A 24,936-nucleotide genomic window follows, 5' to 3' on the forward strand; every position below is an offset into this window, starting at 1 on the left:
AGTGTGGCATCGGCAACTGAGATGACCGACGAGCATGAAATCCTCCTCACTCTGCCGGTGCGCCGTCGGCAACCGAATTATCGGTCCAGCCTGACTTCGGCTTGCGCGCGCCAATCAGCTTGCTGATCCGTGGCTGGACGTAATCTCCCCAGATACCCGCGAGACCGTTCGGAAAAGCGAGCACCACGGCGATGAACAACCCGCCGAGGCCGAACAGCCAGAGCTCGGGGAACGACTCGGAGAGACTGGTCTTGGCGAAGTTGACCAGGATCGTCCCATAGACGGCGCCGAGGATCGAGAGGCGGCCGCCGACTGCGGTGTAGATCACCATCTCGATCGACGGCACGATGCCGACAAAGGATGGCGACATGAACCCGACATTGAGCGCGAACATGCCGCCGCCGATCGCCGCGAACACAGCGGCAACGCAGAACGCGAATATCTTGAAGTTAGCGACGCTGTAGCCGGAAAAGCGAACCCGGTCTTCCTGGTCGCGCATCGCCACCAGGATGCGACCGAGCTTCGAGCGCCTGATGAAATAGGCGATGAAGATGCAGAGGAACAACAGGCCGACCTCGAAGAAGTAGAGCACGACCTTGGCGTGGTCAGGGCGGATGTCCCATCCCTTCAGCGTGCGCAGGTCGGTCATGCCGTTGATGCCGCCGGTGTAGCCCTGCTGACCAACGATCAGGATGGTCAGGATCGCGGCGACGGCCTGCGTGATGATTGCAAAATAGGTGCCGCCGACGCGGCGCTTGAACATCGCAGCACCGATGATGAAGGCAAAGATGCCCGGCACCAGCATGACCGCCAAGACCGCGAAGGTGAGACTGTGGAACGGCTTCCAGAACAACGGCAGCGCGGTGATCTGATTCCAATCCATGAAATCGGGAATGCCCGGGGTCGATTGGATTTTGGTGTTCTCGACGCTCGATGCCTCGAGCTTGAGAAACATCGCCATGCAGTAGCCGCCGAGCCCGAAGAACACACCCTGCCCCAGGCTCAAGATGCCGCCATAGCCCCAGCAGATCACCAGCCCCAGCGCCACGAAGGCGTAGGTCAGATATTTGGCGACCAGGTTGAGGCGGAAGACGTCGAGGCAGAGCGGCAGGACCACCACCAGGAAGACGGCCAGCACCAGGATGCCGATCAGTTCCGAACGATTGATAAAGCGATTTTCGTTCATGGGTTCAGCCACCTGTCATTTGCTATTTGCGGACCTTGAGGGCGAACAGGCCCTGCGGCCGCAGCATCAGAATTCCCACCACCGCAAGCAGCGTCAGCACCTTCGCCATCGAACCCGACATGAAGAATTCGAGCGTCGACTGGGTCTGCGAGATCGAGAAGGCTGAGGCGATGGTGCCGAGCAGGCTCGCTGCGCCGCCGAACACGACAACCAGGAAGGTATCGACGATGTAGAGCTGGCCTGACGTCGGACCAGTCGAGCCGATCATGGTGAACGCCGAGCCGGCGACGCCGGCAATGCCGCAGCCGAGGGCGAAGGTGTAACGGTCGACCTTCGCGGTGTTGATGCCGACGGCGCCAGCCATGATGCGGTTCTGCACGACGGCGCGGACCTGACGGCCCCAGCGCGACCTGTACATGATGTAGGCGACGCCGATCGTGATCAGCACGGTCAGGCCCATCACGAACACGCCGTTAATCGGCACCTCGATCGAGTCGCTGACATGCAGCGAGCCGAGCATCCATTGCGGCAACTCGACGCCGACTTCGCGCGCGCCGAAGATTGAGCGGTAGGCCTGCTGCAATATGAGGCTGAGGCCCCAGGTCGCCAGCAGCGTATCGAGCGGCCGCTTGTAGAGGTTCCGGATCAGCACCCACTCCATCAGCATCCCGAGCGCGCCGGAGGCCAAAAAGGCCAATATCATCGCAAGAAAGAAGTATCCGCTGAACAGGCTCGGCAGATAGGACTGGAAGAAGTTCGACGTCATCCAGGTGACGTAGGCGCCGAGGATCATGAACTCGCCATGGGCCATGTTGATGACGCCCATCTGGCCGAAGATGATCGCAAGACCGAGCGCCATCAGCACGTAGACGGAGAACAGGATCAGCCCGGCAAAGCCCTGCATGACGAAGATGGAGCCCAAATCACCAATCGAATAGTCGCCGAACATCTGACTTCTCCGTCAAGGGGACAGCGTCCCGCGTCCGAGGGGACGGGGTCCCGCGTCGCGAGACAACTCGCGACGCGGGGTCGTGAAGCGCGGATTGACGGCCCGCGCCAGGGAGCTCTTGCTCGGGGCGGGATCGCGGAGCGCGACGCTCTTACTGGTAACCCTTCGGGAACGGATCGGGCTCGACCAGATCGGCGGTTTCGTAAATCAGCTCGAACTGGCCATCGAGCTTGGCCTTTCCAACGCGGGTCTTCGACCAAAGGTGATGGTTCTCATGGATGCGCACGTAGCCCTCCGGAGCGCCCTTGAACTCGACGCCGGGCGAAGCGGCCGCGATCTTGTCGACGTCGAAGGAGCCCGCCTTCTCGCAGGTCAACTTCCACAGCCACGGGCCGAGATAGGCAGCCTGGGTGACGTCGCCGATCACCGTCTTCTCGCCCCACATTTTCTTGAAGGCGGGCACGAACGTCTTGTTGTTCGGGTTGTCGAGCGACTGGAAGTACTTCATGCAGGCATAGGCGCCCGCGATGTTTTCGCCGCCGATGCCGTCGATCTCGTCCTCGGTCACCGAGATCGTCAGCAGCGCCTGTTTGGAGAGGTCGATCCCGGCCGCCTTGAGCTGCTTGTAGAAAGCGACGTTCGAGCCGCCAACCACGTCGGTGAAGATCACGTCGGGCTTGGTCAGCTTGATCTTGTTGATCACTGAATTGAACTGGGTGTTGCCGAGCGGGTAATACTCCTCTCCGACCACCTTGCCCTTGAGCACGTTCTCGACATGCTTGCGCGCGATTTTGTTCGAGGTGCGCGGCCAGATATAATCCGAACCGACGAAAAAGAACGATTTGGCGCCCTTCTCCTTGGCGATCCAGTTCAGGCCGGCGAGAATCTGCTGGGTGGCTTCCTGGCCGGTGTAGATGACGTTCTTGGACTGCTCGAGGCCTTCATAGAAGGTCGGGTAGTAGAGCATGCCGTTATACTGCTCCATGACCGGCAGCACCGCCTTGCGCGAGGCCGAGGTCCAGCAGCCCATGATCGCCGCGACCTTATCGTTGACGAGCAGCTTCTTGGCCTTCTCCGCGAACGTCGGCCAGTCGCTGGCGCCGTCCTCCTGGATGAACTTGATCTTGCGGCCGAGCACGCCGCCGGCGGCGTTGATCTGCTCGATCGCGAGCTTCTCGGCCTCGATCGAGCCGGTCTCCGAGATCGCCATCGTGCCGGTCGCCGAATGCAGGATGCCAACGGTGACTTCAGTATCGGTCACCGCGAGCCCCGTGGTGTTGATCGCGGAAGTTGCCGGCGTCTGCCCAAAAGACGACCGCGGAAGCATGGTCAGAGCGGGAATTGCCGCAATTCCCATCAGCAGCTTGCGGCGGAATGCCGAATGCAGGCCCTGGTTTGTTTCGTCTGACATGAGCACCCCACTTGTTTGAGAACGCGCTTGTTGGTGAGGCGAGGATTGCCCATAATTGTGCACTGCACAGATACGTGGGATTGCATATACTGCACCGCAAAATAGCGACGTACGTTTTGGTACGGGGTTTGCTTCTGATACGCGCCGGCGAAGCGGGTCAGGAGTACAGAAGTGGCAGGGCGGCAGCGGATCGACCGCGTTAGGCGCCAATACAATCAATGGGTCGCCAACCAGACCCTGGAAGACTACGCGCTGCGCTTCACCGCCAAAAGCGCGCGGCGCTGGTCAGCCGCCCGCGTCGCCAACACCGCGCTAGGAGCGATCTCCTTTCTCGCCCTCGAAGCGATCGGCGGTACCATCACGCTGAATTACGGCGCCAGCAACGCGACCGCGGCTATCCTGGTCGTCAGCGTCATCATCTTCCTGTGCGGATTGCCGATTGCCTATTATGCCGCCAAATCCGGCATCGATATCGACCTGCTGACCCGGGGCGCCGGCTTCGGCTATATCGGCTCGACCATCACCTCGCTGATCTACGCCTCCTTCACTTTCATCTTCTTCGCCTTCGAGGCGGTCATCCTCGCAGCGGCGCTCGAGATGTGCTTCGGCATTCCGCGGCCGCTCGGCTATCTCATCAGCGCCATCGTGATCATTCCCCTGGTGACCTACGGCATTACGCTGATCAGCCGCTTCCAACTGTGGACGCAGCCGCTGTGGGTCGTCCTGCACGTCCTTCCTTTCGTCGCGATCGCTTGGGCCAATCCGCATTCGTTCACGGAGTGGCGGAAATTCGCCGGCGAGCATGGCGATCCGAGCGGCCATCTCGATCTGCTGCTGTTCGGGACTGCGGCGTCGGTGGTGTTCTCGCTGGTGGCGCAGATCGGCGAGCAGGTCGACTTCCTGCGCTTCCTGCCGCGCGATCGCCGCACCTCGAGGACCTCGTGGTGGCTAGCCCTGCTCTCTGCCGGTCCGGGCTGGATCGTCTTCGGCGCGCTGAAGCTGCTGGTCGGCTCGTTTCTCGCCTATTTCGCGCTGAGCCACGGCGTCGCCAACGAGCAGGCCGCCGAGCCCGCCAACATGTATCTCGAAGCCTTCCGTCACGTGCTGTCGCAGCCCGATCTGGCGCTGGCGCTGACCGGCACTTTCGTCATCCTATCGCAGGTCAAGATCAACGTCACTAACGCCTATGCCGGCTCGATCGCCTGGTCGAACTTCTTCTCACGCCTGACGCACTCCCATCCCGGCCGCGTTGTCTGGCTGGTGTTCAACGTGACGGTAGCACTGCTGTTGATGGAGATCGGCGTCTATAAGGCGCTGGAGCAGACGCTCGCGCTCTATTCCAACGTCGCGATCGCCTGGGTCGGCGCGCTGGTCGCCGATCTCGTCGTCAACAAGCCCCTAGGCCTGCGTCCGCCGCAAATCGAGTTTAAGCGCGCCCATCTCTACGATATCAATCCGGTCGGGGTCGGCGCCATGACGATCGCAACTATCGTCTCAATCAGCGCGTTCTACGGCTTGTTCGGGCCGACCGCGAAGGCGTTGTCGGCCTTCGTCGCGCTTGCGGTCGCCTTCATCACGGCACCGCTGATCGCCTGGGCCACCGAAGGCAAATACTACATCGCGCGCAAGCCGAAGCGGAGCTGGCAGAACGTCGAGGCCATCCAGTGCTGCATCTGCGAGCATTCGTTCGAGCCGGAGGACATGGCCTCCTGCCCCGCCTATGCCGGCCCGATCTGCTCGCTGTGCTGCTCGCTCGATGCGCGCTGCCAGGATCTCTGCAAGCCGCACGCGCGGATCGGCGCCCAGGTGCAGGATACGCTGGGCAAGATGCTGCCAGAGACGATCTATGCGCGGATCAACTCGCAGTTCGGCCACTATGTCGGCGTGTTCGCGATGTCGGCCGGGCTGGTCGGGCTCGTGCTCGGACTGATCTACCTGCAGACTTCGGCGACCGTGCATGGCGATGCGCTATTGACGGACGTGCTGTGGAAGGTGTTCTTCGCGCTAATCATCATCATCGGCGTGGTGGCCTGGCTGTTCGTGCTGGCGCAGCAGAGCCGGCGTGCGGCGGAGGAAGAAACGCGGCGGCAGACTACGCTTCTGATCCAGGAGATCGACGCGCACAAGCGGACCGACACCGAACTGCAGCGCGCCAAGGAAGTCGCCGAATCCGCCAACCTCGCCAAGAGCCGATATGTGGTGGGCTTGAGCCATGAGCTGCGCTCGCCGCTGAACGCGATCTCCGGGTACGCGCAATTGCTCGAGCAGGACAACAGCCTGCAGACGCGGCCACGCGATCAGGTGCGCGTGGTCCGCCGCAGCGCCGATCATCTCTCGGGTTTGATCGATGGTATTTTGGACATCTCCAAGATCGAGGCCGGGCGGCTCTATCTGTCGCGCGACGAGGTTCTCTTGACCGATTTCCTCGATCAGCTGGTCGGCATGTTCCGCCTGCAGGCTTCCGCCAAGAACATCGATTTCGCGTTCAACCGACCCGCCGTGCTGCCGCTGGTGGTCTATGCGGATGAAAAACGACTGCGGCAGATCCTGATCAACCTACTGTCGAACGCGATCAAGTTTACACTGACCGGCAGCGTAAAATTCGTCATGCACTACCGCAGCCCGGTCGCGGAGTTCGAGGTCACCGACACCGGCCCCGGCATCCAGCCCGACGATCTCGAACGCATCTTCGCGCCGTTCGAGCGCGGCGCGCTCGGCGTAGCGCAGCCGCAGACCGGCACCGGTCTCGGCCTCACCATCAGCCGCCTGCTCGCGGGCGTAATGGGCGGGGATATCAAGGTGACCAGCACCGTCGGCACCGGCTCGACATTCCGTGTGAAACTGCTGCTGTCAGAAGTCACCAACCCCAGGCGCGACGCGCCGATTGAAGCGCCCATCTATGGCTATCTCGGCCCGCGCAAGACGATCCTGATCACCGACGACGATCCGACCCACCGCGATCTCTTGCGCGAGGTGCTGGCGCCGCTCGGCTTCATCCTGCTCAGCGCGCCCGATGGCCCAGGTTGCCTCGCGCTGGCGCAGCACTGCCGGCCCGATCTATTCCTGCTAGATATCTCCATGGCCGGCATGGACGGCTGGACGGTGGCGGAGACCTTGCGCGACAATGGCCATCACACCGCACGCATCCTGATGGTATCGGCGAGCGCGTTGGAAGCACACGGCGCGCCGCTGGCGCAACCGTTCCATGACGGCTATCTGATGAAACCGATCGAAATCCCGCGCCTCTTGGAGACCATCCGTCAATTGCTGAAGCTCGAATGGCGGTACGAAGCCGACCAGGCGCCGGTGCCGCTGTGGAAGCCGGAGAGCGGCTCGCGCCCACCGGTGAAATATGTCGACGAGCTGATTGGACTCGGGCAGCTCGGCTATATTAGAGCGATCCAGCTCAAGCTCGACGAGATCGGCACCGAGCACCCCCAGCATGCCGATTTCGTCACCCAGATGCGCACCCTGGTCGATCGCCTCGACCTCAACCAATACATGGCGACGCTCAAAACCTTGCACAGCCATGGTCACTGATCCCAAAAAGCGTGATGTCGCCCTCGTCGTCGACGACTCTCCCGAGACGCTCCGGCTGCTCAATGACGCGCTCGACGGGGCCGGCATGACCGTGATGGTCGCGCTCGACGGCGCCTCGGCTATGCGGATCGTCGACCAGATCACGCCCGACATCGTGCTGCTCGATGCCGTGATGCCCGGCATCGATGGGTTCGAGACTTGTCGGCGGCTGAGGCGCGACGCCGGCCTCGACGGCGTGCCGATCATCTTCATGACGGGACTCGCCGAGACCGAGCATATCGTGCGTGGCCTGGAGGCCGGCGGCGTCGATTATGTGACGAAGCCGATTGTGGTAGAGGAGATGCTGGCGCGGATCCGCGTCCACCTTACGAATGCGCGGATGACGCAGAGCGCACGCGCCGCCCTGGACGTCTCCGGTCGCTATCTGCTCGCGGTGAATAGTGTCGGCAAGATCATGTGGGCAACACCACAGGCGCAGAAATTGCTGTCGGAGACGCTTGCGGCCGACGAAGACTTCGTACTGCCGGACCCAATGCCGCAACGGCTGCAGCAGGTTCAAAAGGGCAAGATAGGATCGAACGCGGCGGTCATGGCGCCCTTTCCAGTCAACGAGCAACTGCGGCTGCAGTATATGGGCAAACTCGGTCCGAACGAATTTCTGCTGCGACTGGCCAAGGATTCCGGCGCCGAGACGCCGGCGGCATTTTCCAGTGAGCTCGGGCTGACGACGCGCGAGGGCGAGGTGCTATCTTGGCTGTCCAAGGGAAAGACCAACCGCGACATCGCCCAGATCCTCGGTCTCAGTCCGAGAACCGTCGATAAGCACCTCGAGCAAATCTATTCCAAGCTGGGCGTCGAGAACCGAACTGCGGCGGCTGCCATCGCAGTGAACGCCACACATGGGAAGTCCTAGCAAAAAGCGCCGGTGATCCAGCAATTCTGCGAGCAACAGCTGCGGGAATTGCTGTACATCGCGCCGCAGCGGTTGATGACTGGCCCGGCACGTTTCGCGGCCGAGCAATTGCGCGGGTTACTCGCGTACCGCTCAATTTTTGGGCATGCATCCGTGCGGCAGCTCGGGCTAAATCGTCCGCAATCGCGACATTCGTAACGCGCCGCCCAATGGAACGCGACGATGATGCGAACGCAAGGCTGTGGAGGATTGCAAGGGAAAGTTCGCGCAGATCGCCCTGCTGGCATGCATGCCTGCGTTGACCCATACAGCTCTCGCGTTCGACGGCGGACAATACGAGAACGTGCCGGCGGACCTCCGCAACTGCTTCAAGAGTGTGATCGCGCCGAACGGCGTTCCGTGCTGCGACATCTCCGACGGCCATCGCACCCTATATGATTTTCGCGAAGGCGCTTATTGGGTCCCAATCGAAGGCAAGTGGATCGCGGTACCGGAACGTGCCATCATCCGCGACCGCGGCAATCCGGTCGGCGAAGCCGTCGTGTGGTACGTGCACCACCGCGGCAGCATCGTGATCAGCTGCTTCGTGCCGGCGGACGCAGTGTGAGACCGTGCCAATTTGGTGCGAGACGCGACCGGCTCCAGGCCAGCCCCGCCTGAAGCTCCTGATTTCACGATCGGCACGAATCCGAGGTAAGTCAGTGGTGCATAGCGAAATTGCGCGTCTGATTGATGGTTGCCCGCACGTTCCGTTAGAGCCGTTGCAAGCCGCGATTTGCCAATACCCGGTTCACCAGAGATAAGGACAATCTGGCCTTCGCCGGCGCGAGTGCTCACTTCTGGGCAACCTGTCCCGGTACCGATGCGCCTTGCAGACCGGAACGTTTCGGGCCGCTTAGGACCCTATTTTCTTGCTCGCTGCTGGACCGGCCATGGCCGATTCAGATCACTCCGCGTTGCCGGAACATAAAAGCGTTCCTGCCGCCTCGAGCCCCGCGCTCACGTTCACGTACCGACGAAATACTTGCCGTGCCGGGGGTATACATCCTCGTGGCGCGGGAGACCTTCGCCGTGCGCTGCGCCCGCGGGAATGACCACTGGCCGCTTGGTAGTCGAGCGTGAACCGACAACTACAAATGCATGATGCTCGTAGAATTTTCTGCCCCAAGCACAGACTTTACGGTCGAAATGATCGCCCCCGCGTGGAAAACATGCTCAGAGGAGAGTCGCCCCTACGCACGTCAGTTCGCGAAACAGGGCGTGCGGATCGACTTGATATGACTCGTCTGTGCGGCCACACTTTGCTTTCAGACTGGTTCTCTGATCGACTTGAAGCTTGGCTCCAGCGTTCGCACACCATGTAGGCTGTAAGGCATCGATAAGGCTCCCTGTGCGCATTCCCGCACCAATCGCCTATATTGCCCTCTACGTCGCCCTCTACGCGGCGTTCGGCGCCGCATCTCCATTCTGGCCAATATTTTTCGAAACGAGAGCTCTGGGCGCACAGCAGATTGGTCTGATCCTCTCTGTTGCAATGCTGACTCGGCTCGTTTCCGGACCGTTAGTTGCCATACTGGCGGATCGGCTCGGGACATTGCGTCTCGTGCTCGCAGGCTGTGCTGCCGTGGCGGCCGCAGCAGCGGTCGCATTGCTATGGGCCCATGGATTCTGGGTGTTGCTTCTTGTCGCGTTGGTACAAGCTGCCGCTCTCGCCCCCATTACTTCGATCGCCGATGCGCTATCCGTCAATACAGCAAGGCCGCTGTTCGCGGGAAGCCCATTTGAGTACGGGTGGATACGGGGGGCAGCCTCCGCAGCTTTCGTGCTGGGAACATTGGCCGCCGGACAACTCGTAACCCCAACCGATCTCTCTGCGCTTATCTGGCTGAACGCTAGCTTCCTGATTGCCGCCACTGGTGCCACTCCATTGTTAGTTGGGCAAGCCAGATCGCACAGATCGCCGTCCTTTGCTGTGTCAGAGTTTAAAGCTCTGATCGGCATGTCGCAGTTTCGAGTGATGATTTTCGCATCAACTTTGGTCTATGGCAGCCATGCAGTCCACGACGCATTTGCAGTTATCAGGTGGAGCGAAGCAGGCATCAGCACTTCGGCGATTAGCTTCCTCTGGTCGGAAGCGGTGGTTGCCGAAGTGTTGGTCTTCATGCTCGCCGGCCCAGCACTCCTGGAGAGGTTTGGCGTCCGCGGCGCGGCTATCTTAGCAGCTGCGGCTGGCATCATCCGCTGGTCCGTAGCGGGCATGACCACCTCTATGTTGCTGCTCTCGTTGATACAGCCGTTACACGGATTAACGTTCGCTCTGCTTCATCTCGCCTGCATGCGGATGATGGGAACGCTGGTCGCAGCAAGCGTCGCCGCAACCGCGCAAGCTCTCTATGCGTTTGGCTCAGGACTACTAACGGCAGTACTGACATTCTTGTCCGGCGCACTGTATGCTTCCTATGCCGGGGGGGCGTTCTTTCCTATGGCCGCGCTCTGCCTCGTCGCGCTTCCATTCGCCTGGTTTGGCTTCCCCAATGGGAGGGAGTGATCGCTCGGTTGAGCGAACGTCGGAGAGACCGCTGTTCTACGCTCCGCCAACAAGTGGATTCGGCTGTGCCTTCTGTCTCGCGCGCTGGCCACTTCGGCGATTGGAGGAGATCCTGTTCGAGCCAACTGATACCATCTGCAACATGCATCTTATCTCCCCTTCGGGACCACGTCGGAGCCTACCGAAGTAGACGGCGGCCAGAGAATAATAGCGAGGTCGACATAGCCTCGAATTCTCAGCTTAGTTGCTGTCGATTCAGGTGTCCTGATCGATTTCAGCACGTATTTGATATCCGCTGGGGGCAATCGATATCGAAACGAGGACCGTCGCGGCTCAGCCAAGGAGCCGACTTCGCCCGAACATGAAACCGGTCGGTGCGAACCTTCTGGCCACCTCGAGCGCGCGGTTCTCGCAGCATTCCAGCGCGATCTTTTGGGAAAGCATAACATCTCCAACCGGCAGATCACCACGCGGCACGAAACACAGGCCGCGCGTCGGGCGGCCCTTTTCGTCGACCTCGCATACGTTCGTCGACGCGCCCGCGTAGATCCGATATTTCCTGCCAGTATCGCCACCGATCACTTCGAAATAGCCTTTTGCCGTGAACTGTAGATGCTGGGCCGGCGATAGCCACTCCCGCAACAGCTGCAGCGAGCGGCCCTCCGGAGTTCTCTCCGCGCCGTGGATGATGAAGAGGGCGCGAATGGCTCTCGCGCGCCGGCGTTCACGCGAGCGAGATAATCTAAAGCCCAACATGACGTGGGCTGATCACCCGCCGACCAGCCTGGGGAAGAAGACGGTTTCTTCCGCATTCGGGTCGAACGATCGCATTTGCGATACTTGACCCGGACCGGTCCGGACCGCCGCGGTGAACCCGGCATCGGTCAGTTCGTAGAACCGCCGCTCCGCCTTTGCGAGCTCTCGGGCGTCGTCTGGATCGAAAAAGTGACGGCCGTCGCCAGTACTGTCCATTACGATTTGAATCGCCATGATCGTCTTCCTTGGAATGATGATGGCTAATGACTGATCCAAGTATCCATCCGAAGTCGCGGAATTTCAAGACAAGAAGATGCCGTCGCGAACGTCGGACCTGATCAGCTCAAAGGCCAATGTCGGAACGACCCGTCGCGGAGCCGATTTGATCATGCGGGAAGATGAAAACCGTCAGTCCGAGTTGCCGAGCAGCGCGCTCGGCAGGGCGGCATCGAGAATCTCTTTGCGCTTGCGGTAATACCAGATGGTCCCGTAGCGCTTGGCCGCGCAAGCCCAACCAACCGGGCTTTCCCAAGCGGACTGCGTTAATCGTACTGCGAGGCTCAGGCGCTTACAGGACAGCTTCGGCGCACTGCGTCTGCCCGGTAGCCCAACAATGGACCGCCTACTCACATCGGCACCGGCGGTGTCAGGCACCTGATGCCGCCGCCGTTGAGGATCGCGCTCCATGTCGAGCATGCGGAGTTCACGCCGCGGAAACCGGCGTTTCAATTCGTGCTCGGCTCCGCGGTCGTCCGGACCGCCGAAGCGCGCGGTCAGGATTGCTGATCGGTAACAGGTTCATGCAATAGGGCCAGCGCCGCGCTCTAGGGCTCCGCGATAACCGCATCCGGCACCACTCGAGAATTTCGATGCCGTTCAGCCCGCCGCCGCTGAGGCAGGTGCTGCACCTCGCCCTTGCGCCGTCGGCTTCCCACTCGCGCCGGGAACCGCGACCGTATCGAACGCATCGCGCAGCGCGAGGCGACCAGTGCGATCCCGAGAGCTGGTCTCGACGATCTGACCCATCGTAGAGCGGCGGCGGCCTGCGGGACTGTGCTCGCGAGCTGCTCATAGTGGCCCACGTAGGCTCGCGCCATCCGGTCGGACGTGAAGCGCTCCTCGAAGCGAGCTCGCACCACGTGTCGGTCGATCCACGCCAGGTTCTTCACCGCTTGAACTGCTTCCTCCTGTCCGTCGACAATGAAGCCGCTGACGCCTTGATCGATGACCTCCGGCACCGAGCCGGCCCGGTACGCGATCACCGGCGTGCCGCAGGCTATCGCTTCGATCATCACCAGGCCGAAAGGCTCGGGCCACTTGATCGGAACCAGCAAGGCCGCAGCCCCCGACAGAAACGGCTGCTTTCCACGCTCGTCGACTTCCCCGATGAGCTGGGTCTCCGTGCCGTCGATTTGCGGCTCGATATGCCTCTTGAAATAGGCCGCTTCTCCGCGCGGGAGCTTCGCCGCAATCCGCAGCGGCATTCCGGCGATTGGTGCGGCACCGTCTATCATGGACTGCCGGTCGGTCAGTTCCGTCGCGCTTCGAATAGGGGTGCGCTGGTTGTCCGAGATCGAGACGAAACAGGCGTCCGGGAATTCACGAAGCGTCTCGGGAATCCCGGGCAGATCCAGCCGCCCGTGCATCGTGGTGACGAACGGAATTCCCAAGCGCGTCAGCAGCGGCAGGTGAAGCCAATCGATATGCGAATGGATGATGTCGAACTCTCGGGCACGCCGCGAGATCGCCTCCAGCAGAATTGCGACCGCCAGCTTCGGATCGACGCGGGGGCGGCCCAGACGCAACGCGCGAGGCCAGACCGGATGCAGCTTCGCGCGCGTGGTGGAGTCCCCGCTCGCAAATAAGGTCACCGTGTGACCGAGATGGACGAGTTCATCCACGAGCCAAGCGACCCTTTCCGTGCCGACATAGAGCTTCGGAGGAACGCTTTCGGCTAAGGGGGCAATTTGGGCGATCCGCATCGGTGTGGTCTCACCCGGCCGCGGCGCTGCGCGACGTGAAGCACACGACCAACAACGCGGCGCATATCACCACCAGAAACGTCCCCGCCGAGATTTCTTTGGGACGGCGCGATCCGCGGCGCGCGAGGGCTGCTTTCATCGGCCACCTCGATTGATCGCCACCAACCGCCGCGCCGGGAGAACGTTCCGCCCTTCCGCTCGGGACACTTGGTTCCTATTCCGTGCCCGCCGCATACAATGCGTTCGGTAATTCGATGACCACTACCGCGCATGTCGCTCTAGGGCCTCGTTGCCACAAATTCCCGGAACGACTACCCTCACTCGCGGTTACCTGAAAGCCGTTCGATCGCTCGGCCAGCAAAGGAAGTCGTTTGCTCGATCTCTGGTACAAGAACGCCGTGATCTACAGCCTGAACGTCGCCACCTACAAAGACGGCAACGGAGACGGGATTGGCGATTTCAAAGGTCTAACCGAGCAGCTCGATCACATCGCTCAACTTGGCGTAAATTGCCTGTGGCTGCTTCCATTATCCCAGTCCCGGACTGGACCACGGCTACGATGTCACGGACTACTACAACGTCGCACCGGCACTCGGAACGTTGGGCGATTTCGTCGAATTCAGCCATCAGGCCCGACTGCGCGGATTGCGCCTGATAGTCGACCTTCCCATCAATCACACTTCGGACAGGCACCCCTGGTTTCAGCAGGCTCGCGCCGACCCGTCGTCCCCGTTTCGGGAATACTACGTCTGGTCAACCCGCGAACCCGAAAACAGCACGGAGGGCGTTGTGTTTCCCGGGGTCCAACTCAGCGTGTGGACTTACGATCTCTGCGCGCAGTCGTGGTACTATCACCGGTTTTACCAACACCAACCCGACCTCAACATATCCTGCGCCGCCGTCCGCGAAGAGATCTTCAGGATCTTCGGCTTCTGGCTTGAACTCGGTGTATCGGGATTCCGCATCGACGCAGCGCCGTTCGTCGTGGAGGAAATACGACCAGACCGTCCGGCGAAGCGCCGGTATGAGTTTTTTGCCGAGCTCCGCAACTTCCTGTCCTGGCGCAAAGGGGACGCGGTCTTGCTGGCGGAAGCAAACGTAGCTCCCGCGGAGCTTCAGCATTATTTCGGGGATGGATCGCGGATTCACATGCTGTTTGCGTTCTTGTTGAATCAGCACTTGTTCCTTGCACTTGCGCGCGAAAGTGCCGAACCGCTGCGGCGCTGCATGAGCCAGCTGCCTCAACTGCCGCAATTCGCACACTGGGCCCAGTTTCTACGCAATCATGATGAGCTGGATCTCGGTCGCCTTACTTCCGACGAGCGCGACGAGGTTTATGCAGCATTCGCTCCAACCCGCAAAATGCAGCTTTACGGACGCGGAATTCGGCGGCGGCTCGCCGGCATGTTTGGAAACGACCGCCGCCGCATCGAGCTGGCATTCAGTCTGCTGTTCAGTCTTCCTGGCACGCCGGTCATTTACTATGGCGACGAGCTGGGAATGGGCGACGATCTGTCGCTTCCGGAGCGATGGCCTGTACGGACGTGCATGCAATGGACGGAGGATGAAAACGCCGGATTCTCCTCGCGGCCCGGGCATCGTTTGCTTCATCATGTGATCCGGGAGGGCGAATACGCACCAGCCAAGGTGAATGCGACTGCCCAGCAGCGCGACCCGGATTCGCTGTTCAATTGGTTGCGGCGTCTGGTTGAAATGCGCCAGTCCTGCCCCGAGATCGGTTGGGGTGAATGCACCTTTCCCGAAAGCAACTGTCCCGCGGTCCTGATCCAGCATTTCGTTTGGGAAGGCAAATTCGTGCTCGTGCTGCACAACTTGTCACAATCCAGCTGCAGCACGGAGATCAGGGGTATTCCGGAGGGACGGAAGCTGACAGATATATTCGGCAACCGAATTTACGGTTCGACCCCCGCCGACGCCACTGCTATCGCGCTTGATGGTTATGGCTATCGATGGTTTCGCCTCGACTGAGCCAATGAGCGGCATCCTCGAGGATTACGATCGTCCGCCCATGCTTAGTTCCGGGCACGCCGCACCGCGGCCTGCAGCCGCTCACTTTCCTTTTCCCACCGGTCGTCCTCCTTGCGTCAACGCTTCTCGAGAACTTCGGCCTCGGCCCTGATGGCAGCGGCCCTCTCGGCATGCTCGCGCTTCGGCCTTGTCCAGCGCGGCTTGCGCTTTGGCCATTGACCTTTCGCGCCGTTCCCGCTCCCGTTGCCTGGCGGCCTCTTCGCGCCGGCGCTCGGCGTCGTGCCGCTTCTGCTCGAAATCGCCGGCGGCCTTTGGGCATTCCGCTCGCTGATTTCGGGCGCGGCTCGCTTCGCCGGCCTCGGCCGACGCTCTTCTGCCGAGTCCCCTTGTCGTTGCATCCCAGATCCGATGGCAGATCGGAGTGCTCCGCGAAACGGTCATTCGATCCCGCGGGCCGCTTGAGCACGACGACCGGCCTGGACATCGTCGCGGCGATGACATCGGGGTCGTCGGTCTCCTTCGCGACGCCCCGATGGAAGGATTTCTGCCGGCGCCTCAGGCCTCAAGCGCCGCCTTCATCAAGGGCGCGCCGATCGCGAGGCCACCAAAAAAAGCGCGCCCAAAAGCTCGAAGCTCGGGGCAAGACCGTCCATTTCAAGGAATTGCTCAGGATGGAGCCCGACGGCGGCACCAACCAATATCCGCAAAATCAATAACGGACATTGGAAGGGGTGGCTGGGTCCGGAGCACCGCTGCCTGGTGCCGTTCACGTCATTTTCCAAATGCGACACCATCGACGGCAAGAAAGTTCCGGTGTGGTTCGCGCTGGACGAGAGCCGGCCACTCCTGGCATTTGCCGGCCTTTGGACCAACTGGACGCGCTGTCCGAAAGGCCATGGAAGGCGAGGTCACGGCCGACCTCTTCGGCTTCCTGAACTGCGATCCGAACGCAGAGGTCAAGCGCGTCCATCCCAAGGCGATGCCGGTGATCCTGACCACCACCGAGGCGTACGATGTCTGGATGCGCGCGCCGTGGGACGAGGCCAAAGCGTTACAGCGCCCTCTTCCGGATGGTGCGCTCCAAATCGTTGCAAAGACCCCCTCTCGCCGCCTAAGTCTATGCACAGGGCGGCGGAACAGGTGGACAAGCCGAAGCTACGGCAATTCGGAATCCCTGGTCTGTGTTAGCAGCCCGGAACGGGCACGGCCGGCAAGGATTCGTCCCCAGTCAGGAGCAATCTGATGCTGATGTTTAGGGAAAGGCGGCCCGCGATCCGGACGCTGCGGGGCTGGGCAATCTCCGTGCTGCAAGAGGCTGGCGCAATTCGCGAGTGCGAAGAGCACGGCTGGATGCAAGATCGGGCCGACCCGCATGCCCGCGAGCGGGCCGTCGACATCGCTCGTCGGGATCCGCCGCCCGGCGTCTCTTCGGAAGAGGCCGCCTCTGAGGTCCGGGAGATTCTCGATTCGATTGGGGACAGCTGTCCGGAGTGCCCGCCCGAGGGCCTCGTCTGATACTGGGACGAACCGAGGCGACCTTCTATAATTGCGCGATGGCATCCGATCCGGAGCAAGGCGCCTTGAGCGCGGCCCATCGCAAGATCATCCATATAGACATGGATGCGTTCTATGCGTCCGTCGAACAGCGCGATAACGCGGATTTGCGTGGCAGGCCGGTTGCGGTAGGCGGTTCGGCCGAGCGAGGGGTGGTCGCCGCCGCGAGCTACGAAGCTCGCAGATTTGGTGTCCGCTCCGCAATGCCGTCGGTGACCGCCAAGCGCCAATGTCCCGACCTAATCTTCGTCAAGCCGCGCTTTGAGGTCTACAAGGCGATCAGCCGACAGATCCGCGAGATCTTCGCCGAGCACACGACCATCATCGAACCTTTGTCGCTCGATGAGGCGTATCTCGACGTGACCGAGAACCTTCAGGGCATCCCACTCGCCAGGGACATCGCCCTGCGGATCCGTGAAAAGATCAAAGCCGAGACGGACCTCAACGCCTCCGCTGGCATCTCCTACAACAAGTTTCTGGCCAAGCTCGCCTCCGATCACCGTAAGCCCAACGGACAATTCGTGATCTCCCCGGAGATGGGACCTGCCTTCGTGGAGGCGCTGCCGGTAGGCAAATTCCACGGCATCGGTCCTGCAACCAGCGCGAAGATGAACGCGCTTGGCATTTTCACGGGGCTGGACATGCGCAAGCAGTCGCTCGAGTTCATGAGCTCAAACTTCGGCAAGTCGGGCGCTTACTACTACTGGATCGCGCGCGCAGTCGACGAGCGGCCAGTGCGACCCAACAGAATCCGAAAATCGATCGGAGCAGAGAATACGTTCTCGACTGACCTTGCGGACTTCAATGCCATGGTTGCCGAACTCCAACCACTGATCGACAAAGTCTGGCGTCATTGCGAGATCACGGGAAGCCGCGGACGAGCAGTGACTCTCAAGGTAAAGTTCTTCGACTTCGAAATCATCACACGGAGCAAGTCTGCTGCGACCGTCATCACGGATCGCGAGGCCTTGGCAATGGTGGTTGAGGGACTGCTGAAAAATGAAACCCCGGTCCCGAAGCCGGTGCGGCTGCTGGGGGTCTCACTTTCGTCGCTACAAGGCGAAGCTGAAGCCGAGCCGCAACTCGACCTTCCGATCTAGCGGCGATCGACGAAGGTTGTAGCACGGCGACGTCCGCCTGAAAGCGATGAGGCGCATGACCAGGCAACCGTGAACCACCCGCCTCCGGCAGGTCTCCCGTCCCCGGACGAAAGTATAAGCGACCGGCAAGTTAGCCTCGGAACTGGATGCCGCCGCGCCCATTGTTCCTGTGGGTGTTTACATGCCTCTTATCGAAGATTACGCGCTGATCGGTGATTGTGAGACTGGGGCCCTGGTCGGGCGCGACGGCTCGATAGACTGGCTCTGCCTGCCACGCTTCGATTCCGATAGCTGTTTCGGGCGGCTCCTCGGAAATGAGGAGAACGGATACTGGAAGCTGTGTCCGGTCGATCGGTATGCCAGCGAGCGCCGCTACCGGCCGGACAGCTTGATCCTGGAGACGGTCTTCACGACCGATCACGGTCGTGCCCGCCTCATCGATTTCATGCCCCCGAAATCAGACCTGTCAAAGGTCGTCAGGATCGTGGAAGGGCTCGAAGGCACGGTCGAGATGCGCAGCGAACTGACCGCGCGCTTTGACTACGGGATTAGCGTGCCCTGGGTAAGTCGCAGCGAGCAAGGGGCGATCAGCCTCGTTGCCGGAGCCTCCATGCTGCTGCTGGGAACTGAAGTACCGATGCACGGCGCGTCCATGAAGACGGTCGGTTCATTTTCGATCAGCGATGGGCAGCGCGTTGCCTTCGTTCTTTCCCACCAGATTTCGTACGAGGATCCTGCTGCTCCAGCGGACCCAATCGCCCTGCTGGATCAGACCGAACGCTTCTGGCGTGATTGGTCCAGCCGCTGCGAAGCGGCGGGCCCGTACTCGGAGCCGGTTCTACGGTCGCTGATAACGCTGAAGGCCCTGACCTTCGCGCCAAGTGGCGGCATGGTCGCCGCGGCGACAACCTCGCTCCCGGAGCAGATCGGCGGCCAAAGGAACTGGGACTATCGGTTCTGCTGGGTCCGTGACGCCACGCTGACGCTGTTGGCCCTCATGGGGGGTGGCTACTACGACGAGGCGCGGGCGTGGCGAGACTGGCTCGTCCGCGCTGTGGCGGGAAGTCCAAAGCAACTGCAGATCATGTACACGGTCACGGGCGAGCGCCGGCTGACCGAGTGGGAGGTACCGTGGCTATCCGGCTACGAGAATTCGAAGCCGGTGCGGATCGGAAATGCGGCGCACACGCAGCTTCAGCTCGACGTCTACGGCGAGTTGATGGATGCCCTGTACCAGGGGCGCCGCGGCGGACTGCGCGAGAACAAGCGGGCCTGGACGATCCAATGCGCCCTGCTCGACCATCTCAAAGGTATCTGGACCGAACCCGACGAAGGCATTTGGGAGGTCCGCGGCGGTGCAAAGCACTTCACCTATTCAAAGATCATGGCGTGGGTCGCTTTCGATCGAGCGATCAAGTCGGCAGCTGAGTTCGGTATGGATGGACCCGTTGAGACCTGGGAAGCGCAACGCGCCGCGATCCACGATGACGTGTGTCGCCACGGCTATGACGAAAATCGGAAGACCTTCGTTCAAGTCTACGGCGAGCCGCAGCTCGACGCGAGCTTGCTGCTGATCCCGGCTGTGGGGTTCCTGCCGCCCGACGATCCGCGGGTGATTTCGACCATCAATGCCATCGAACATGAACTCTTCGAGGACGGCTTCGTTCGGCGATACGACACTGGTGCTACGAAGGATGGCCTGCCGCCGGGCGAAGGGATGTTCCTGGCCTGCAGCTTCTGGCTGGCAGACGCGTATCATCTGATTGGCCGCGACGCAGATGCCAAGGAGTTGTTCGAGCGGCTTCTGACGCTTCGCAATGATGTCGGCCTGCTGTCAGAAGAGTATGACACCAAGCGTCGGCGCCTCGTCGGAAATTTCCCGCAGGCCTTCTCCCATATCGCCCTTGTCAATACGGCACACAACCTCACGCATCGAGAGAAGCCGTCCGAGCACCGCGGCAGCAAAAAGGCGCTTCCAAGCAAGGGAAAACAAGCAACCGACGCGACCAGGAGGTAAGCATGGCAGAAAACCAGACCGACCCGGCCGCTCCAGCCAGCCCAGGCGAACGCCCTCGACCGGCGGTCCGCTTTCCGGTTGTGCTGGAGGGGCAGCCTGCTCTGGTAACCGGTGCAAACTCAGGAATCGGCCGCGCGGTCGCCCTGGGTCTCGCCGCCTCAGGCGCCGACGTCGTCGTCAACTACGTCGTGGATCCCGAGGCGGCCGAAGATGTCGCCCACGGGATCGAAGCGATCGGACGGAGGGCGATCACGATCAAGGCCGACGTCAGTAGCGAGGAACATGTCCGATCGATGTTTGCGACCGCCATCGATTATTTCGGGACCCTGCATATTGTGGTGAACAACGCCGGATTGCAGCGCGATGCGCCATTCCACGACATGTCGCTCGACGAGTGGAATAAAGTTATCGGCGTCAATCTAACAGGCCAGTTTCTCTGCGCCAGGGAAGCCGTACGCGAATTCAGGAGACGAGGTGTCATGAAGGACGTCTCGGTCGCCGCCGGCAAGCTCATCTGCATGAGCTCCGTCCACCAGGAGATACCCTGGGCGGGACACGCGAACTATGCAGCGTCGAAAGGCGGCGTCATGCAGATGATGAGAAGTAGCGCCCCTCGCCATCCGCGTCAACGGCGTGGCCCCGGGTGCCATTCGCACGCCTATCAATCGCCCCGCCTGGGAAACCAAGGAGGCGTACGAAAGCCTGATGACTCTCGTACCGTATAAGCGCATTGGCGAGCCCGACGATATTGCCCAAGCGGTGGCTTGGCTGGCCTCCGACGCCGCCGACTACGTCACCGGCGCGACGCTGTTCATCGACGGCGGCATGATGCTTTTCCCCGGTTTTGCGACCGGCGGGTAGGCACCCGCTCGATCGTCCCCGATGGCGAGCAAATCACGGGACGGAGCGCCCGTCGGAGCTGGAACGACCAAGGTCACGCGGTCCCAATCGGGAACAGCATTCTACATTGGCTCGTTGCGAGTTGAGGAGGATGAGCCAATGGCAAAAGCGAAGAAGAAGACCAGTCGTGGCCGTAATCAGGATCGCGCTCGGGTGGCGGGCGGCCAAGACTATGAGGTCCGCTATGAGGCCAAGAAGACGCGCCGCTCGGCGGCCGCCGTGAAATCGGCGGTCAAGAAGGCGGGCACCAGCCGGAAGAGGGTCGAGCAACGGCTCAGTCGTAAGAAGTAGCGGGCAAGCTGCGTCATCTGGCTTGCAAGAGACCTTTGAGATATCCGGCCTCTTCGGCGCGCTGTCATTACGGTGTAGACCATCTTCAGCTGACATAAGGAGTTCCGAGGGACCGAACTGAAGGCGGGATTAGCGCGTGCTTCTGGTTTCCCACCACGGGTGTGTAGGTTAGGCGCTCCGAGAAATGTCATGGCCCGAATATCAAGTCTGCCGAAACGCCTGCAACCCATGCTCGCGACCCTGACCGACGCGCCGTTTGACGACCCCGCCTGGGTGTTTGAGGACAAGTACGACGGATTCCGCATGATCGCTGAAGTCAGCCACGGAAAAGTCGCCCTCTACAGCCGTAACGGCAAGATCATCAGCCACAGCTATATCGATGTCGCCAAGGCGCTCGAGGGTGTCAAGGCTGACGCCGTGATCGATGGGGAGCTTGTCGCTCTCGGTCGGGATGGTGTCTCTCATTTTCAATTGCTTCAGAATGCACTTCGTCACCAAGCAAAGCTTCTGTACTGCGCCTTCGATCTCATGTTCGAAAACGGAGAGGACCTGCGCAAACTGCCTCTGCTCGAGCGTAAGAAGCGCCTCAAAGCCATCCTTCCACAGCACAGATTGATAACGTTCAGTCGTCACCGCAAAGGGAGCGGCAACAAGTTCTTCAAGGAAGCAGAGCGAAAGGGCCTTGAAGGCATCATGGCGAAGCGCGCCGACAGCGCTTACGCATCGGGCGCCCGTACATCCGACTGGCTGAAGATAAAGACTGCGAAGCGGCAGGAAGTCGTGATCGCCGGCTTCACCGCGCCGAGGCGAACCAGGCCGTTCTTCGGCGCTCTCGTTCTTGCGGTACGCGAAGATGATGCCTGGCGATACATTGGACATGTGGGGACCGGCTTCACCCACAAGACACTGGGAGATCTTCACGCCAAGCTGCTAAAGCTGCGTACAGCAAAATCGCCGTTTCCGACTCGCGTGAAGGACGAAGGAGTGACGACCTGGGTCAAGCCGTTACTCGTTGGCGAGGTGAAGTTTGCGGAATGGACAAGCAAGGGCGAGTTGCGCCAGCCGGTCTTTCTGGGCCTGAGGGGCGACAAGGATTCGAAGGACGTGGTGCGCGAACAGGAGCAGCCGCGGAAGTGAAAGATCGGCGTCGCAGAAGGACCAATAAACGCGCCGCATCTGACTCAAACCGCTGGTCAGCCGGTCTCGTGGCGAAACGAGCAAAGCTCCGGCAGAGCAAAATGACCATGGCGAGGCCTAGTGCGGGGCCGTAGGCGGCGCCTCCGCCCATTCCAAGCGAGTCAGGTAGTCATCGATCTCCTCAAGTTCGTGATCGAGTGCGATCAAGCGATCAGGGGACGCTTCCTGGCGGTCGTCGAGCAGGGTGCGCTTCCGCTCGAGAAGTTCGGCTACATGCATGGCAGCTCCGAGTTGTCGCCCCCGGACGCGTTTCCCCTTCAATTTCCCTGCGGCTCGCATGTTCCTGCGCTTGGACGTCTTACTGAGCAGAGGTTTTCCTGTAGCACACAGGTTCTGAGGCCAGCCGCATCGCAGCCCCAAGCGGCTCGAGCCAAGCCCGCGCTTCAGGACTACGCCGAGCCTTGACATGGTGGCAGCGATCACCTCTGGACGGTCTCTTATGACATTCCTTTCCCGGGCCCAACGGCCTTCAGCCAAGCGACGTTTGATAGCTCTTGGGCCCTTTCGGCATGAGACCCGTTGAAACCGAGGAACGACCACGCATTTCGGCCGCCGCGGTCCGCGAATTCGTTGTGCGCTGCGCGACGCTGGCTACCACGTCATCCACGCCAGCACGGGTGAGCAGGCGCTGGACGGGTGCAAGCGGCACGTCGCGGAGATTCTCGTCACCGGCCGCCTTCCTGGAGAGGCCGACGGCCCGCGGAGCGTTGCCGTGAGCACGATCCGGACCTGCCCCCGTAATCTACCCCACCGGCTTTTCACCAACCCCGCCACGACCGGTCCCCGGCAGTCGCACCCTGACGAAACCCTTCCGTGCGGACGAGATCGTCCGGATGGTGAAGGAGTTCGGCAGAGAAAAGCGCATCGCGCCGAGGTAGTGGAACGGCTCGAAATCCGACGCGGCTTCAACGTCACTGGCTATTGGGCTTCTTAGCCGGCGGTCCGCTCTTGTTGCCCGGCAGGCCCTTGATATTCGAAGGGTCCTGCTGTTGAACCGTCGGATTCTGCTGGTTCGACGTCGAGCCCGAGCCGACGGTCTCGCCGGGCTTTGCGGCCGGACCGCTCTTGTTTCCGGGCTGACCAGCGATGCCGGCGCCGGAGTTCTGCGCGCTCGGCGCGCCGGAGACGTCTGGCTTAGTGGTTTGGGCAAGTGCTGCCGGAGCGGAAAGCGCCAGAGCGAACACAAGCGCGCTTGTGATCGACCTCATATTATCCTCCTTTGGAACGAATTCGGAAGCGCGGGTGCGGCTACCTTCAGGTCGAACGTCAGGGGGCGGCACGCGTTCCTCGCGATTGCGCGCGAGGCGTTACCCATGGACGATTGCTAGGCCGACTTCCGCTGCGGTTTAGCCGAGGTCTTCTTTGCGGAGGCCTCCTTCACCGGCATTCCGGTGATCGGCATCAGCATCCCCTTCTGGCCGGCCGCCGCCTTGCGGGGCGTCTTGGCGGACTTTGCGGCTTTCGTCGGCGCAGCCCCTGGCCCACGCTTAGCCGCAGCGCCTCCATCACATCGACGACGTTGCTCGCCGCGGGCTTCTCCCTCGGGGGAATTGGCTTGCCCGCGCGCTTCTGGTTGATGAGTTCGACGAGCGCGGTCTCGTCTTCAAACTTCTGCGGATCGAAGCGTCCACCCTTTTGATTGACGATGTGCTTGGCGAGATCGAGCATGTCCCTCGTGACTTTGACGTCCTCGATCTCGTCGAAATAGTCCTGCTCGCCGCGGACCTCGTAGGGGTAGCGCAGCAGCGTGCCGACCAGCCCTTGTCCATCGGCTCAAGCACGATGATGTGCTCGCGGTTCGTCAGCACGACGCGGCCGATCGCCACCTCGTTCATCTCGCGGATGGTCTGGCGGATCACGGCGAAGCGTCATGCGGACCTTGCCGTCCGGCCTGATATAGCGAGTCGCCGCCGCGCGGCGAGGGTTGGGCCTATGAGATCAAGGCCGACGGCTACCGCGCGCAGCTGCACTTGGACGATGGTGACGTCAAAGTGTATTCGCGCACGGACGGCAGCGCCGGATTACCCCACTTTCAGCAGCTCCGGCGCGAGCTCGGCCCAAAGCGCAGCGAGCGTGTGCGCTACCACGCATTCGATCTGCTCTACTTAGATGGCTACGATTTGCGTGCGGTCGCGTATGAAGATCGCAAGCGTTTGCTCCAACGCCTCCTCAAGCATGCGCCTGACACCTTCATCTATGTCGAAAGCTTGGAAAGCCGGTGGCGACCGAATCTTCCACAATGGGCCGTTTTCACGACGACCCACGTAGAGTGAGGCGATCTTGCGAGGGTGGGCCCCAAGCTTCTCCACGAACGCCGCTCTTCTTGCACTTGAGCTTGATCCACGTCTCCTGCTGGCCCGAGCGATAGGGTTCTCCAAGCCGCTTGGCGATGAGCCTTCCAGGCCCAGCTCGCTCCTGTCCTCCATTTTCCTGGCTTCGTTGGCCAACCGCAACTCGGCGCGATCGTTCCTAAGTCCGCTGCTCCGTCGGGGTTGTCCGGCTGGCGCGCTCCGGACGTGGAGCCGGGGCCAACTTGCGATGCGAACATCAAAGACGTGAACGCCGGAGGAACGGTCCCTGTGGAACGGCAGTTCTCCCGGGGC

At 61.4% G+C, this 24,936-nt stretch carries 19 protein-coding genes and 5 pseudogenes; 13 read left to right on the top strand and 11 right to left on the bottom strand.

Features of this window, described 5'->3' with window-relative positions; all coding sequences use genetic code 11:
- Window positions 1–46 precede the first annotated feature (46 nt).
- From urtC to urtA, 3 genes are all read right to left on the bottom strand, one after another.
- Window positions 47–1,186, bottom strand: a complete 1,140-nt coding sequence (gene urtC, locus JJB99_RS27900) for an urea ABC transporter permease subunit UrtC (protein ID WP_200495460.1) — start codon at window positions 1,184–1,186, stop codon at window positions 47–49.
- Between the two features lie 22 nt (window positions 1,187–1,208).
- On the bottom strand, window positions 1,209–2,135 hold the full coding sequence (gene urtB / locus JJB99_RS27905; RefSeq protein WP_200495461.1) for an urea ABC transporter permease subunit UrtB: 927 nt from the start codon (window positions 2,133–2,135) through the stop codon (window positions 1,209–1,211).
- A gap of 151 nt (window positions 2,136–2,286) precedes the next feature.
- Complete coding sequence (gene urtA / locus JJB99_RS27910) at window positions 2,287–3,546, bottom strand: urea ABC transporter substrate-binding protein (RefSeq protein WP_200495462.1); 1,260 nt, start codon at window positions 3,544–3,546, stop codon at window positions 2,287–2,289.
- Between the two features lie 171 nt (window positions 3,547–3,717).
- Between urtA and JJB99_RS27915 the strand changes: the two genes are divergently transcribed.
- From JJB99_RS27915 to JJB99_RS27930, 4 genes are all read left to right on the top strand, one after another.
- Window positions 3,718–7,086, top strand: a complete 3,369-nt coding sequence (locus tag JJB99_RS27915) for a hybrid sensor histidine kinase/response regulator (RefSeq protein ID WP_200495463.1) — start codon at window positions 3,718–3,720, stop codon at window positions 7,084–7,086.
- Window positions 7,076–7,999, top strand: a complete 924-nt coding sequence (locus tag JJB99_RS27920; protein WP_200495464.1) for a response regulator transcription factor — start codon at window positions 7,076–7,078, stop codon at window positions 7,997–7,999. The genes JJB99_RS27915 and JJB99_RS27920 overlap by 11 nt, the downstream gene beginning before the upstream one ends.
- 289 nt (window positions 8,000–8,288) lie before the next feature.
- Entirely contained in the window at window positions 8,289–8,606 is a 318-nt protein-coding gene (locus JJB99_RS27925; RefSeq protein ID WP_200495465.1) for a hypothetical protein, read from the top strand.
- Between the two features lie 783 nt (window positions 8,607–9,389).
- Window positions 9,390–10,547: an MFS transporter gene (locus tag JJB99_RS27930; protein ID WP_200495466.1), complete on the top strand. Its 1,158-nt coding sequence runs from the start codon at window positions 9,390–9,392 to the stop codon at window positions 10,545–10,547.
- Between the two features lie 333 nt (window positions 10,548–10,880).
- Here JJB99_RS27930 and JJB99_RS27935 read toward each other — a convergent pair whose 3' ends face one another.
- The 4 genes from JJB99_RS27935 to JJB99_RS27950 all read right to left on the bottom strand — a co-directional run bounded on the left by JJB99_RS27935 (window position 10,881) and on the right by JJB99_RS27950 (window position 13,285).
- Window positions 10,881–11,303, bottom strand: coding sequence for a hypothetical protein (locus tag JJB99_RS27935; protein WP_200495467.1), 423 nt, complete (start codon window positions 11,301–11,303; stop codon window positions 10,881–10,883).
- Window positions 11,304–11,315: 12 nt separating this feature from the next.
- A complete protein-coding gene (locus tag JJB99_RS27940; protein WP_200495468.1) occupies window positions 11,316–11,537 on the bottom strand; it encodes a hypothetical protein in 222 nt (73 codons plus the stop codon).
- Between the two features lie 174 nt (window positions 11,538–11,711).
- Window positions 11,712–11,999: a hypothetical protein gene (locus JJB99_RS27945; RefSeq protein ID WP_200495469.1), complete on the bottom strand. Its 288-nt coding sequence runs from the start codon at window positions 11,997–11,999 to the stop codon at window positions 11,712–11,714.
- Window positions 12,000–12,127: 128 nt separating this feature from the next.
- Entirely contained in the window at window positions 12,128–13,285 is a 1,158-nt protein-coding gene (locus tag JJB99_RS27950) for a glycosyltransferase family 4 protein (RefSeq protein ID WP_200495470.1), read from the bottom strand.
- 371 nt (window positions 13,286–13,656) lie between these two features.
- On the opposite strand from JJB99_RS27950, the pseudogene JJB99_RS27955 reads away from it, so the two are divergent.
- The 8 genes and pseudogenes from JJB99_RS27955 to ligD all read left to right on the top strand — a co-directional run bounded on the left by JJB99_RS27955 (window position 13,657) and on the right by ligD (window position 22,273).
- Window positions 13,657–15,274 (top strand): annotated as a pseudogene (locus JJB99_RS27955) (alpha-amylase family protein).
- A gap of 494 nt (window positions 15,275–15,768) precedes the next feature.
- Window positions 15,769–16,370, top strand: a pseudogene (locus JJB99_RS27960) (SOS response-associated peptidase family protein); the annotation flags it as partial.
- A gap of 146 nt (window positions 16,371–16,516) precedes the next feature.
- Window positions 16,517–16,789, top strand: coding sequence for a hypothetical protein (locus JJB99_RS27965; protein WP_200495471.1), 273 nt, complete (start codon window positions 16,517–16,519; stop codon window positions 16,787–16,789).
- 38 nt (window positions 16,790–16,827) lie between these two features.
- The gene (dinB, locus tag JJB99_RS27970; protein WP_200495472.1) at window positions 16,828–17,928 is read left to right on the top strand and encodes a DNA polymerase IV; all 1,101 of its coding nucleotides are present in this window, start codon (window positions 16,828–16,830) and stop codon (window positions 17,926–17,928) included.
- A gap of 181 nt (window positions 17,929–18,109) precedes the next feature.
- Window positions 18,110–19,945, top strand: coding sequence for a glycoside hydrolase family 15 protein (locus JJB99_RS27975; RefSeq protein WP_200495473.1), 1,836 nt, complete (start codon window positions 18,110–18,112; stop codon window positions 19,943–19,945).
- A gap of 2 nt (window positions 19,946–19,947) precedes the next feature.
- Window positions 19,948–20,806, top strand: a pseudogene (locus JJB99_RS27980) (glucose 1-dehydrogenase).
- Window positions 20,807–20,944: 138 nt separating this feature from the next.
- Window positions 20,945–21,136 carry a DUF3606 domain-containing protein gene (locus tag JJB99_RS27985; protein WP_200495474.1) on the top strand — a complete coding sequence of 64 codons (192 nt, stop codon included), beginning with the start codon at window positions 20,945–20,947 and terminating at the stop codon, window positions 21,134–21,136.
- A 189-nt stretch (window positions 21,137–21,325) separates the two neighbouring features.
- Window positions 21,326–22,273 (top strand): non-homologous end-joining DNA ligase, encoded by a 948-nt coding sequence (ligD, locus tag JJB99_RS27990; RefSeq protein ID WP_200495475.1) that lies wholly within the window; start codon window positions 21,326–21,328, stop codon window positions 22,271–22,273.
- Between the two features lie 117 nt (window positions 22,274–22,390).
- Here ligD and JJB99_RS27995 read toward each other — a convergent pair whose 3' ends face one another.
- The 3 genes and pseudogenes from JJB99_RS27995 to JJB99_RS28005 all read right to left on the bottom strand — a co-directional run.
- Window positions 22,391–22,552 (bottom strand): hypothetical protein, encoded by a 162-nt coding sequence (locus JJB99_RS27995; protein WP_200495476.1) that lies wholly within the window; start codon window positions 22,550–22,552, stop codon window positions 22,391–22,393.
- Window positions 22,553–23,244: 692 nt separating this feature from the next.
- The gene (locus tag JJB99_RS28000) at window positions 23,245–23,541 is read right to left on the bottom strand and encodes a hypothetical protein (RefSeq protein ID WP_200495477.1); all 297 of its coding nucleotides are present in this window, start codon (window positions 23,539–23,541) and stop codon (window positions 23,245–23,247) included.
- 116 nt (window positions 23,542–23,657) lie between these two features.
- Window positions 23,658–24,232: pseudogene (locus tag JJB99_RS28005) on the bottom strand (Ku protein); the annotation flags it as partial.
- A 38-nt stretch (window positions 24,233–24,270) separates the two neighbouring features.
- Between JJB99_RS28005 and JJB99_RS28010 the strand changes: the two are divergent.
- A complete protein-coding gene (locus JJB99_RS28010; RefSeq protein ID WP_433995793.1) occupies window positions 24,271–24,606 on the top strand; it encodes a hypothetical protein in 336 nt (111 codons plus the stop codon).
- Here JJB99_RS28010 and JJB99_RS36975 read toward each other — a convergent pair.
- Window positions 24,571–24,744: pseudogene (locus tag JJB99_RS36975) on the bottom strand (DNA ligase D); the annotation flags it as partial. The gene JJB99_RS28010 and the pseudogene JJB99_RS36975 overlap by 36 nt on opposite strands.
- Window positions 24,745–24,936: the final 192 nt, after the last annotated feature.

It is taken from the genome of Bradyrhizobium diazoefficiens (genome assembly GCF_016616235.1).
Taxonomy (GTDB): Bacteria; Pseudomonadota; Alphaproteobacteria; order Rhizobiales; family Xanthobacteraceae; genus Bradyrhizobium; species Bradyrhizobium diazoefficiens_H.